The organism is Curtobacterium pusillum, from assembly GCF_013359865.1.
Lineage (GTDB): Bacteria > Actinomycetota > Actinomycetes > Actinomycetales > Microbacteriaceae > Curtobacterium > Curtobacterium pusillum.
This window is the reverse complement of the sequence record NZ_JABMCE010000067.1, coordinates 25,793-37,099: the sequence shown is the minus strand read 5'-3', so window position 1 is coordinate 37,099 and position 11,307 is coordinate 25,793. Positions and strand designations below refer to the sequence as shown.

The following is an 11,307-nucleotide window of genomic DNA, read 5'->3' as shown; positions in this document are numbered from 1 at the left end:
TGGTCGGCCGTCTCGGGAACGGCGCAGCCGCAGGTACTCGGCGTCCCCAAGCGCAGCGAGGGATGCCGCCTTGGTCATCCCGGTGAGCGCGCCGAAGTTCCGCTCGTTCAACTCCCACACCGCGGTGGTCGGGATGTCCCGGCCGAGGACGTCGCTGACGAGGTCCGCGGTGTGGACGGCGCGCTGCAACGTCGACGTGAGGATCAGGTCCGGGATCACGTGGTGCGCGGCGAGAAGCCGGCCGGCTTGTCGGGCCTGCTCCTCACCGCGAGCGGTGAGGAGCACGTCGACCAGGCCGGTGAAGGTCCCGGCCTGGTTCGTGGTGCTCTCACCGTGCCGAAGGAGCACCAGTGCGCCACTCACGACGCATCCCACGGAAGCGGGTCATCGAACCCCACCGGGTCCACGGGGACCACGAGAACGGGACGGTGCTGCTGATGCGCAAGCCGCGCCGCGACCAACCCGTTGAAGAACTCCGTGATCCGCCGCCGACCGGTCTGGGTACCGACCACGATCATCAACGCGTCGTGCTCTTCGGCGACCGCGGCCAGTGCGCGCCCGGGATCGCCGACCTTCGTCAGCACCGTGACTTCGGCTGAATGGACAGCGGCGATCTGGTCGATGACTGCCCGATCCGCGTCAGGAAGATCCGTCGGCCTGGCGTCCGCCGAGTCTGGATCGATCGGTTCGATGATCTCGGACCCGTCCGCTCGGTTCCCGGCTGACAGGAGCGCCGGGTCGACGGTCACGCATACGAGAGGAACAGAGAAGCGTTCCGCGATCTGCGCTGCGACCGTGACGACGTCGCGTACCTGACCAGCCTGCACGCCGACGACGACCGGGCCGTCCGATGCTGCTTGTCCCATGTCGTCTCCCTACCTCAGGCGCGCACAAGCGCGACCAGCTGAGATAGGGACTGTTGTCGACGAGTGTCGAGGTTGGGTTCGGCAAGCCCCACTGCCGGGTCCGAAGACTCCACCAGTATGCACCAGCGAGCGGCGGCGCGTACGTATCTTCTTCGCCGTCAGGTGTCGCGATGCCGAGAAAGCGAGCTCAGTGTCTGTGTTTCGTTTCTGTATCAGTCGCCGCACAGCTCCGGCGGAACGGCGAGGGTTGTGGGATGCCCGTGTTTCGAGTCAGCCAGTCAGGACGCGTCGTTGCCATCGAGGCGCCGACCGTCATGGAGGCGACCGCGCGGGCCGTTGTCATGCGTGGGTTCCACCGCGACTCGTCACTGGCCGTCGAACCGCTCCCGCCAGGCGCCGCACTCCAAGAAACACGCACGCCTCTGCCTGACCTCACTCGTGCTGCTGCCCGAGAGCTCGAACGGGTGCAGCAGCTCCCCCCAGTTCAACACGTGGTGGGACGTGAGGCTACGGCCCGGACCGCCGCAGTGGTGCAGCTGATGGTGGCGTTCGCCGCATTGTCCGCACTCCTCGTCGCGGTGCTCACCGGCGGTGGATGGGTGATCGTCGCTCGGGCAGCGCACCCGGGACCCCTTGGAGACTGCCTACGCATCGGGCTGTGCACGGCGACTCCGCTGAGCACGGTGGAAGCCCGAACTGGTATCACTCTGCCGCAGGGTACGGAACGGCTACGGTCATCGGCGTCTCGGAACGGCCGATTCGTGTCCGCGCTCGTTCGCCTGCCCGCGGGTGCTGACCGGCCCAGCGCCCCGAAGGGGTCTATTCCAGCGCTCACCGGGAGGGCGACGGATGCGTTGCAGAGCACCGGGGCAACGAATCTGTCCGGGTGGGAGGACGGTGCCGTTGGGCTCTTCGTCGGGCAAGCGAACGATCGGATCGTCGTGTTCCTCCGCTACGACGATTCGACTCCGCCCACAGAGAGCGCCCCACCGGCCGCAGCTCCGCAGGCTCTGATCGATGGGTATCCGCAACTACATCCGGTAGGGAGTGGAGCATGACGGAGCTGCAGACAATGCGTGCCGTCGTGACGACCGGTATTGGTGGTCCCGAGATGGTGCAGGTCACGCAGGTCCCGGTTCCTCCTGTCGGGTCGGAGGAAGTGCTGATCCGTGTCAGCGCAGCGGGAGTGAACAACACGGACATCAATACGCGGCTCGGTTGGTACAGCCGTGATGTCCGCAGCGGCACCGCGGATGCGCATCCGATCAGCGCGAAGCAGCCAGGTGGGTACAACGGAGCGACGGTCTTCCCACTGATCCAAGGCGCCGATGGCTGCGGCACTGTCGTAGCCGTCGGCGCTGGTGTGGCGCCGACCTTGCAGGGGCGCCGCGTTCTCGTGCGCTCGTGCATGCTGACCCAACGCCGGAATGGGGTACCGCTGTGGTTTGGGTCGGACCGCGACGGTGCGTTCGCGGAGTACACGGTCGTACCCGCCGCCGAAACGTTCCCCGTTGATTCCAATTGGACAGACGTGGAGCTGGCATCGATCCCGTGTTCTTCGGGCACGGCGGAGAACATGGTCGAACGCACCGGCATCGGACGGGGCAGCAGGGTCCTCGTCACGGGCGCTGCGGGCGGTGTGGGGTCAGCCGCGGTCCAGCTTGCGCTTCGTCGTGGCGCTGACGTGGTGGCTGTCGCCAGTGCATCGAAGCATGCACCGCTGCGTGATCTCGGCGTCACCGACGTCATCGATCGGGACGCCGACCTCATCGAAGCGCTCGGGGACCTGCGCGTCGACGTCGTCATCGACAACGTCGCTGGTCCCGGATTCAGTTCGGTGCTCGAAGCGCTCGTCTCCGGCGGCACCTATGTCACATCCGGAGCGATCGCGGGGCCGATCGTCGAGCTGGACCTGCGCCGCCTCTACCTTCGAGACATCCGCCTCGTCGGCACAACGTCCTGGGCCGACGATGTGTTTCCCCAGGTCATCTCAGCAATCGAGCATGACGAACTCCGACCGCTGGTCGCCGAAACGTTCCCGCTCGACCAGATCGCCGACGCACAACGCGCGTTCCAACGTCCGGGCCGGTTCGGCAACATCGTGCTCACCGTCCGACACCACCACCCGTGATTGGCAACGTGTGACACTGCTGTGATGAGTGTGCAGGTGGTCGTCATGGTCGCCCGGATCGGCGACTCGCAGGAGAACGCCGTCCCGCTCACCTGCGTCGATCGTGATGTCGACACCGCTGCCGCCGCTGTCTCAAGGCAGCTACCACCCGGCTGGCAGGTGCTCCCCAGCGCGACAGGGTCGAGTGCACAGCAGCGCGAACGCGACGCGCGAATCGCGGCGCTCACTCATGCCGCCGCCGTCGGCGTGATGGCCGCTGCCCTCGACATACCTGGAGCTCCGCCGTGGCACCGTGCCGGATCCGACGGCGACGGCGACTGCGCTTATTCGACTGAGCAGCTGGCGTCGACCTCACGATGATTCGGGTTCATCATCAGGTCGACGTGAGCCCTCCACGGCGGCTGTCGCGTGGGAGTGTGGTGCCTCGATGCACGATCAGTGTTAGACGGCTCCTGAGGTGCCAAGGAGCGAGCCGATGATGAAGGTCGCTGCGAGGGCGAGTGCGCCGCCGATGAGGACACGGATTGTGGCGCGGGGGATGGAGCCGCCGCCGATCTTCGCGCCGGTCGCGCCGGTGAGGGCGAGTGCGATCAGGACCACGATGAACGTGACCGGCACCCGGATGCTCTCCGGCGGTAGCAGGATCGCCAGCAGCGGCAGGATCGCACCGACCGCGAACGCCCCTGCGGATGCGAACGCGGCATGCCATGGACTGACGACCGCGTCCTCGTCGATGCCGAGTTCCGTAGACAGGTGCGCTGCCAACGGGTCGCGTTCGGTGAGTTCGGCAGCCACCTGCGCGGCGGTCGAACGCTGCAAGCCGCGCTGCTGCCAGAGCTGCGTGAGTTCCTCGAGTTCCGTTTCCGGGTCGTCACGCAGCTCGGTGCGTTCCTTCTCGATAAGCGCACGTTGGCTGTCGCTCTGGCTACTGACCGACACGTACTCGCCGAGCGCCATCGAGATCGCACCACCAACCAGGGCAGCAACACCAGCCGTTGCGATCGCGGCGCCGGACGTCGACGCGCCAGCAACGCCGACCACGATCGACGCAGTCGATACGATCCCGTCATTCGCGCCGAGGACACCGGCGCGCAACCAGTTCAGACGGGACGACAGATCCCCGACGTGTGCTTCGCCGACATGCGGCTCGGAAGGGCTCATGACCACCAGCGAACCAGGCCCGGACTGGGCCGTTCACGTGAGAACTCGTACGAAGCCATTTCACGTCACACCGGCGGGGGTATGGCCGTTCCGCGAGGCGTCCGGTTGAGTAAGCACAGTTGCCGACGTGACGTTCGGCACGTCCGATGACCGTGAAAGGCCACCATGGACTGGCAGTTCGGCGGGATCCCGCTGCATCCCCTCTTCGTCCACCTCACCTCCGTCGCGGTTCCCGTCGCAGCACTCACCGCAATCATCGTCGCTGTGTGGCCGCGGGCGCGCCGTTGGCTCGCTGTCGGAGCGCCCATCATCGGCCTGGTCGCGCTGGCGTCCGTGCCGTTGGCGACGCAGTCAGGTGAGTGGTTGGAGCACCGGGAGAAGGAGACTGCGCTCCTAGAACGACACACGGAACTCGCTGACGGGATGCTCCCGTGGTCGGTCGCCGTGTTTGCGTTTCTGGTGCTCTGGTGGGCGTGGCACCGGTACGGCACCGACCGCATCGCCGGTCGTGGCGCCGTCCGCGCGATCAACATCATCGGGCCGGTGCTGCTGATCGTCGTTGGGGTCGTCTCGATGATCGAGGTCATCATCATCGGCCACGCCGGAGCAACATCGGTCTGGACGGACTGATCCTCCAGCTCAATCCCGGCGCGCCAGCGTCACGCGTGATCGTCCGGCTGGTGCGAACCAGGGGCTGCCATGGGCGTCTCTGGTTCGAAGCCGTCGCGCAGCCACGCGAGCGCATCCGTGTCTGATTCGAAACCGACCTGCAGGAACATCGGACCAGCGTCCCTCCCTACCCCTGGGCGTCCGTGCGGTTCCGATCACACCACAGTGCCAATCCTCACCGTCAGCGGGGCCCGTTGACCTCAGCCAGAGCTCGTCAGGCTAGGACCCGAACCGGCTGCGAACCGTCCGGCGATGATGCTTCCGCGCGAGTTGGCTACTCGGGGCGCGGCCCTCTCATCGCAGAGAGTGGTCCGCGGGCTGCGGCTTGGCGCTCTTGCCTGCTGCATCGATGAGCAGGCCAGAACCGTCATTCAGTCGTCGCGATCGCCGAACGGCGAGGAGAACGATGACGAGTCCGACGAGTGCGGACGTGATCGCGGCAATGGTGTTGAACTTCATGCCCGCAAGGACCAACTCGGTGGGGTCGAGGCGCTGAGTCTCGAGGTACGCGCGCCCGGCGCCGTACCAGAGGAAGTACAGCCCGATCGGAACACCCCGCGGCAGTCGAAGGCGCTTGCCAAGCAGCAGAATCAGCGCACCGCCGGCTGCGTCCCAGAGCAGCTCGTAGAGGAAGAGTGGCTGGAACAGGGTGTCGGCGGGTAGTCCTGCGGGGAACGCTGGGCTGCTGGTGTGGATCTGCAGTCCCCAGGGCAGGGTGGTGCGGTCGCCGAAGAGTTCCTGGTTGAAGTAGTTGCCGAGACGGCCGAACGCTTGCGCGAAGAGCATCCCTGGCGCGAGCGCGTCGACGAGGGCAACGAACGGGGTGTTCGTGCGGCGGCAGCCGATCCAGACGCCGAGGACGCCGGCGAGGATGCTGCCGTAAATCGCAAGTCCGCCCTCCCAGATCGCGATCACGTTCCACAGGTTCGCGCCGGGGAAGAAGTAGTCCCCGGGGTGGGTGAACACGTGGTAAAGCCGCCCGCCGACGAGCGCGATCGGGACGGCCCAGATCGCGATGTCGATCACGGTGCCGCCGTTGATGCCGACGGCTCGGAGTCGGGCTGTGGTGACCCAGGAGGCGATGACGACGCCCACGAGGATGCACAGTGCGTAGTAGTGCACCTCGAACGGTCCGATCGCGAACCCGTTAACGGGTGGGCTCGGAATGCCAGCAGCCAGGATCACAGCACCTCCGTTCCGGCGCACCCAGTCAGTTGCAGGGCTAACCAGCCCTCGGCGCACCACCGTCCAGTCTGTCGTGCTGCGCGCCGGCACACGATTCGACACCGTACGGCAGCAACCACGCCTCGACGGCAGACCGGCGACGAAGCGCTCCGCACACGACAGAACCCCTCAGCCCTGACGCCGTTGCGGGTCAGAGCTGAGGGGCTGCCTGGTACCGGATGCTGAATGTCGGGTGCGCCTACCGTTCCGCTCCGGCGTTGGCGTGCTGTTGCATGCGGGCGTAGCCGAGGTAGCTGCCATCGACCTCGATGACCGGGAATCCTGCACGGCGCAGCGCCTGCGCGGCGACGATGTTGCGGGCGCCGCTCTGGCAGTAGCTGACGATCGTGCGGTCCCTCGGGAGCCGGCTGGTTTCCCAAAGCACACGGCCCGCGCCGATGCGCGTGGCGCCGGGGATGTGGCCGGCGTGGTACTCGCTCATCTCCCGCACATCGAGGAGGAACGGTTCGTCGAGGTCCGCGATCTGGTCCGGTGCAATCGTCTCGGATGGTGCTGTCTCGATGCCGTCGAGGGAGGTGAAGTAGCCGGCGGTGGTGTCGATGCCGACGCGGATCAGGTGGTCCCGCACGTGCTCAGCCTGCTCGTGGTCCTCCACGAGCAGCAGGAGTGGCCGCTGCTCGCGTTCGGGGTCGATCGCCCATGCACCCCAGGCGGCCGTCTTGCCGGTTGCGGGGATCGCGAGAGCGCCGGGCACGGTGCCGGCCCGAACATCCGCAGCGGCACGCGTGTCAACCAGGACCGCGTCGCCATCGGCGGCACGGGCGGCAGCATCCTGCGCGGTGACGGCTTCGAGGTTCGGGAGCGGGCCGAGGACAGCGGGGCCGTCGCGGTTCTCGCGCTTCATGCGGGCGAAGTAGGCGTGCGCGTCGGGCTGGCCGTCGAGGAGTTCCCGGACGAACCCGTCGCGGTCGTCGGCGGCAAGGTAGGGACCCCACCACGTGTAGAGGCGTTCGTAGCCGACAGTGGTTGACGCAATCGCCCCGAGCGCCTTCCCGCAGGCGCTCCCAGCGCCGTGCGCGGGGTGGATCTGCACGTGGTCCGGTAGCGCCAGCAACACGTTCTTGAGGCTGTCGAAGAGGTCCTGCGCCCCCTGGAAGCGGGTGTCCTTACCGCCTGCTGCTTCGTCGAGAAGGTCCGGTCGGCCGAGGTCGCCGACGAAGACGAAGTCGCCGGAGAGGAGGTAGCCCGGGTCATCGGTGAGTGCACCGTCGGTGACGAGAAACACCAGGTGCTCGGGAGTGTGGCCGGGCGTGTGCCGAGCGGCGAGCCGGATGTTACCGACCTGGATGACGTCGCCGTCGAACAGTCGGGTCGCATCGAACCCGTACTGCCAGTCGACGCCGCCCTCCCCCGACACGTACGCCTCGGCGCCGGTGACGTGGGCGAGCTCGCGGGTGCCGGAGAGGTAGTCGGCGTGGATGTGGGTCTCGGTGACCGCGACGATCCGCATGCCGTTCTTCGCGGCGGTGTCGAGGTAGACCTGCACCTCGCGGCGCGGGTCCACGACCACCGCTTCTCCAGTGGCCTGACATCCGATGAGGTAGCTCGCCTGCGCGAGGTCCTCGTCGTAGAAGCGTTCCAGCAGCATGACTTCCCCTTTCGATCGGAACCAATCAGACGATACCCCCAGGGGTATCATGTTGTCCACCCTGTCGAGATAAGGCGCTCGACGACCGGCTGCACGCGGGAGTCTTGCCTGATGATACCCCTAGGGGTATCTTGGCGAGCGGAAAGGAGCCGTGATGTGCTTTCGAGTGACCTGCGACGAGTGCGGGAAAGAGACGTGGGGTGGCTGCGGCCAGCACGTCGAGGACGCCCTGTGGGACGTCCCGGCGGCGCAGCGCTGCCCGGGCCACGATGAGGAGGTCGCAGCGTGAGCGTGCAGGCGGTGACCGCGGCGACGTTGCAGCCGGTGATCGAGGGCGGCGGCATCGTGCTGGTCGACTTCTGGGCCTCGTGGTGCGGGCCCTGCAAGATGTTCGCGCCGATCTTCGAGCAGGCATCCCAGACGCACGCGGACGTAACCTTCTGCAAGGTCGACACGGAGGCTGAGCAGGATCTCGCTGCAGCGGCGGGGATCACAGCGATCCCGACACTGATGGCGTTCCGTGATGGGCAACTGGTGTTCCGGCAAGCCGGCGCACTGCCCGCGCCGGCGCTCGAGGACCTCATCGCGCAAGTCCGCGCCCTCGAGCCAGCACAGCCGGCGTCCGAGCCCACCGCCTGACCAGACGAGGTGAGCAAACGAGAGGGGCTGGAATCCGATTGCGTCGGATTGCAGCCCCTCTTTTGTGCAGCGGCCCCGGCTTCGCTCAGCTGGGGAAAGCCGGATTGAAGCAGGCGAAGCAGATGGTGCCGGCAGCGGCAATTGAAGCCGCGAAGACCGCGGCGCCAACCGCGAGCGTGATCAGGGATCCGCGGGTGACACCGACGACGTCGCTGTCGTGACGGGAAGGGTTGGACATGGTGCGCTCCTGATCTGATGAAGGTCGCCGCACTGGCGGTCCGGCGTTGATGGTCCGGCGTGCGTTACTGGCGGGCGGTGTCAGAACGCGGTCATGATGCGGCGGCGATCGCGGTGATGGGCTGGGTGCTGGTCGCGGCGCCGAGGATGCGTGCGGCAACGCGCCCGTCCTGGTCCAGGATCACCGTGGTGGGGGTCGCGTTCGCTGTGATCGAGCGCTGCAAGGCGGTCCGGACCGGCGCGTCCCGTGCATCGAGGACATTCGGGTACGGGACGTCGTGCTGGGCCACGAACCGCCGGGCGGGAACGCCGCCGCGTCGATGGTTCCTCACCCACCTCCGGGGCGGAGAACATGACCGGTGCGCCCCGCTCCGGAACAGGGATCCGGGTCATCACCTGATGCTGCCCCAACGCCTCGGCGCCAGCGCCGGCGCCGGCGCCGTACTGCACGGCAAGCTCATCGCTTGGAGCGCATCCCGCGGGCAACCCGACCGCCGTGAGCAGGGCCGCTCCGGGGATGATGCGACGGCCCATGCTCACCATGTCAGCACGGTGCGGACGACGGTGAGGACGGCGATCGCGAGGACGAGAGCTGCGAACACCCGTTGCAGGGCCTTACCGCTGATGCGGGCAGCGAAGCGTGCCGCGATCAGGGAAGCTGCGAACGCGGGGACGGCGAACGCGATCGTCAGGGGCCAGTCCACAAATCCTGACCCGGCGTGCGCGGCGACGCCGCCGATGGAGTTGACGATCGTGATCACCAGGGAGGTGCCGATTGCGGCACCAATCGGCAGGTTCAGCAGCAGCACCAGCGCCGGCACGATGATGAAGCCGCCGCCGACACCGAGCAGTCCCGTGAGGAACCCGACCCCGACGCCGACCAGGAGCCCCCGCCACACCCACCGACCCCTCGCGAGGAGCTCGCCCGATGCGGTCGGGCGGGGCCGGAGCATCTGGACGCCCGCGGCGATCATCAACGCCGCGAACGCGAGGAGCACCACGTGTTGCGGCAGCGCCGCGTTCACCGCGGTACCGAGAAACGCTGCCGGGATCCCGACAGCACCGACCGTCGCAGCAATTCGCCACTTGATACCGTGCCGCAGCCTCGGGAGGACAGCTGCGACGGAGGAGCTCGCCGCCATCACCAGCGACGTGGACATCGCTTCCGTGACCGGCACCCCGATCACGTACACCAGCGCCGGGACGGCGATGATCGCGCCACCCGCGCCGACCAGGCCGAGGACCGCGCCCACGAAGAGCCCGAACGCGGCGACACCGATCAGCATCAGATCCGCACGTACGCAGCGCCAGCCCACTGCTGCTGCGTCAAGTACGTCACCGCCGCCGGCACCGTCCCCACATCAGGCAATAGCGCCTCAGCTGCGACACCGACACGCTCCATGCTGTTCGCACACGCCAACACGTCGACACCGGACCCAGCGATCGTGGTCAGCAGATCATCCAGATGCGCACTATCCGTCACCAGCCCGCGAACCGCGCCGCCCTGCACGATGACCTGCACGCTCGTGTCTGATCCGAGGCTTTGCACTGCGCGCCGGGCGACTCGCAACGCAGCCGTGAGGACACCCGGCTCCTCCGCGAACGCGTGAATCAGGAGCTGATGCCGGTGCTCCATCAGTGCTCGACCGGCTTCCCCGCCGCAACCCACGCCGACGTCCCACCGACCACGTTGACCGCCTCAACACCCGCTGCCCACAGCACTTCCGTGGCTTGCGCGCTGCGCCGACCGCTCTGACAGATCACGTGCACCGGCCCGGCCGTGCGCAGCTCGTCAGCGCGCTCCCACACACTCGCCAACGGCACGTTCCGCGCGCCAGGAACATGCCCTGTGGCGTACTCATCCGGCTCCCGCACATCGAGGACCGTCCGGTCCACGAGGACGTCGAGGTCATCGACCGACACCTCCGGGATCGCCATGATCAGGCCTTCCCGAACAGGCGGGAGAAGAACCCGCCCGAAGACGGTTCGTTCTGGTGCCCCTGGCATCGCTGCGACTTTGGAACACCTCGCATCACCTGGTCCACGTGCTGGCCGCAACCGGCCCACGACGCCTTCCCGCACTTCTTGCACGTCACTGCACGACACATGGTCGACTCCTTCTGCTCGGGCCCCGCGGGGCACACCGATGAGGCTCGCGACCAGCAGGCGGCCGCGAGCGGATTAGGTACTAATCCAGGCGGGGTCGATGAACGACCGGCCTGAATGGTCAGGCGAGGGTCATGAAGAGCTTCTCGAGCTCCGCCACCGTCATCGGGTCGGACTCGTCCTGCTCATCAGTGACGCACTTCTGCATCGCAGTCGAGATGATCTGGAATCCGGCACGATCAAGCGCACTGGACACGGCTGCGAGCTGGATCACCACGTCACGGCACTTGCCGCCGTTCTCGATGGCGTCGATCACCGCGTTCAACTGCCCACGCGCACGGCGCAGACGATTCAAGACCGGCTTCTGGGTGGCATCCACAGCAACGCTCATCGGAAGTTCCTCTCGCTCAACACCTTTAGGATACCCCCGGAGGTATCGCTGTGACAAGTTGTCGAACCTGGGAAGCCAAGCGCAGGAGAGTGCGGCCGCGTCGCGCCTGGCGTTGGATTGCCATCGCGCTGGCGGTTGTCGCGGCGGGAATATGGGCCAGGCAAGTGGGGACGCCACTTGGTCTGTGGGCTGTTGCAGTCAGCGGCACCCTGGCACTGATCGCGTTGGCGATCCGTCTCACACCGCGATGGGGCAGGCCCGCAGCGTGCCGCCT

The 11,307-nt window shown here is 67.2% G+C and carries 15 protein-coding genes; 4 read left to right on the top strand and 11 right to left on the bottom strand.

The annotated features are described in order from the left end of the window. Positions 1–363 (bottom strand): 2,3-bisphosphoglycerate-dependent phosphoglycerate mutase (locus HP507_RS06630; protein WP_175351005.1); only part of this gene is annotated, 363 nt, incomplete at its 3' end. Continuing rightward, positions 360–866, bottom strand: coding sequence for a universal stress protein (locus HP507_RS06625; protein WP_111057350.1), 507 nt, complete (start codon positions 864–866; stop codon positions 360–362). The genes HP507_RS06625 and HP507_RS06630, both read right to left, overlap by 4 nt. Positions 867–1,920: 1,054 nt before the next feature. Between HP507_RS06625 and HP507_RS06620 the strand changes: the two genes are divergently transcribed. Further along, positions 1,921–2,997, top strand: a complete 1,077-nt coding sequence (locus HP507_RS06620; protein WP_246328679.1) for a zinc-binding dehydrogenase — start codon at positions 1,921–1,923, stop codon at positions 2,995–2,997. Between the two features lie 24 nt (positions 2,998–3,021). Further along, positions 3,022–3,357: a hypothetical protein gene (locus tag HP507_RS06615; RefSeq protein ID WP_146247942.1), complete on the top strand. Its 336-nt coding sequence runs from the start codon at positions 3,022–3,024 to the stop codon at positions 3,355–3,357. A gap of 81 nt (positions 3,358–3,438) precedes the next feature. On the opposite strand, the gene HP507_RS06610 is transcribed toward HP507_RS06615, so the two are convergent. After that, positions 3,439–4,158 carry a VIT1/CCC1 transporter family protein gene (locus HP507_RS06610; protein ID WP_111057378.1) on the bottom strand — a complete coding sequence of 240 codons (720 nt, stop codon included), beginning with the start codon at positions 4,156–4,158 and terminating at the stop codon, positions 3,439–3,441. Between the two features lie 165 nt (positions 4,159–4,323). On the opposite strand from HP507_RS06610, the gene HP507_RS06605 reads away from it, so the two are divergent. Further along, positions 4,324–4,788 carry a DUF2231 domain-containing protein gene (locus HP507_RS06605; protein ID WP_111057352.1) on the top strand — a complete coding sequence of 155 codons (465 nt, stop codon included), beginning with the start codon at positions 4,324–4,326 and terminating at the stop codon, positions 4,786–4,788. Between the two features lie 333 nt (positions 4,789–5,121). Here HP507_RS06605 and lgt read toward each other — a convergent pair whose 3' ends face one another. Both lgt and HP507_RS06595 read right to left on the bottom strand, forming a co-directional pair. After that, complete coding sequence (gene lgt / locus HP507_RS06600) at positions 5,122–6,102, bottom strand: prolipoprotein diacylglyceryl transferase (RefSeq protein ID WP_271207319.1); 981 nt, start codon at positions 6,100–6,102, stop codon at positions 5,122–5,124. 148 nt (positions 6,103–6,250) lie between these two features. Continuing rightward, complete coding sequence (locus HP507_RS06595; protein WP_111057353.1) at positions 6,251–7,660, bottom strand: MBL fold metallo-hydrolase; 1,410 nt, start codon at positions 7,658–7,660, stop codon at positions 6,251–6,253. Positions 7,661–7,945: 285 nt separating this feature from the next. Here HP507_RS06595 and trxA point away from each other — a divergent pair, with 285 nt between their 5' ends. Next, a complete protein-coding gene (gene trxA / locus HP507_RS06590) occupies positions 7,946–8,299 on the top strand; it encodes a thioredoxin (RefSeq protein WP_111057354.1) in 354 nt (117 codons plus the stop codon). Positions 8,300–8,384: 85 nt separating this feature from the next. On the opposite strand, the gene HP507_RS06585 is transcribed toward trxA, so the two are convergent. From HP507_RS06585 to HP507_RS06560, 6 genes are all read right to left on the bottom strand, one after another. After that, complete coding sequence (locus tag HP507_RS06585) at positions 8,385–8,537, bottom strand: hypothetical protein (protein ID WP_175351004.1); 153 nt, start codon at positions 8,535–8,537, stop codon at positions 8,385–8,387. 91 nt (positions 8,538–8,628) lie between these two features. Further along, complete coding sequence (locus tag HP507_RS06580) at positions 8,629–8,826, bottom strand: TlpA family protein disulfide reductase (RefSeq protein WP_111057355.1); 198 nt, start codon at positions 8,824–8,826, stop codon at positions 8,629–8,631. Between the two features lie 246 nt (positions 8,827–9,072). Beyond that, positions 9,073–9,822, bottom strand: a complete 750-nt coding sequence (locus tag HP507_RS06575) for a sulfite exporter TauE/SafE family protein (RefSeq protein ID WP_111057356.1) — start codon at positions 9,820–9,822, stop codon at positions 9,073–9,075. Further along, positions 9,822–10,058: a DsrE family protein gene (locus tag HP507_RS06570; RefSeq protein WP_333781364.1), complete on the bottom strand. Its 237-nt coding sequence runs from the start codon at positions 10,056–10,058 to the stop codon at positions 9,822–9,824. Before HP507_RS06570 ends, HP507_RS06575 begins: the two co-directional genes overlap by 1 nt. 113 nt (positions 10,059–10,171) lie before the next feature. Further along, a complete protein-coding gene (locus HP507_RS06565) occupies positions 10,172–10,474 on the bottom strand; it encodes a rhodanese-like domain-containing protein (RefSeq protein ID WP_175351003.1) in 303 nt (100 codons plus the stop codon). 289 nt (positions 10,475–10,763) lie between these two features. Next, positions 10,764–11,033: a metal-sensitive transcriptional regulator gene (locus HP507_RS06560; RefSeq protein ID WP_111057359.1), complete on the bottom strand. Its 270-nt coding sequence runs from the start codon at positions 11,031–11,033 to the stop codon at positions 10,764–10,766. Between the last annotated feature and the right edge of the window lie 274 nt (positions 11,034–11,307).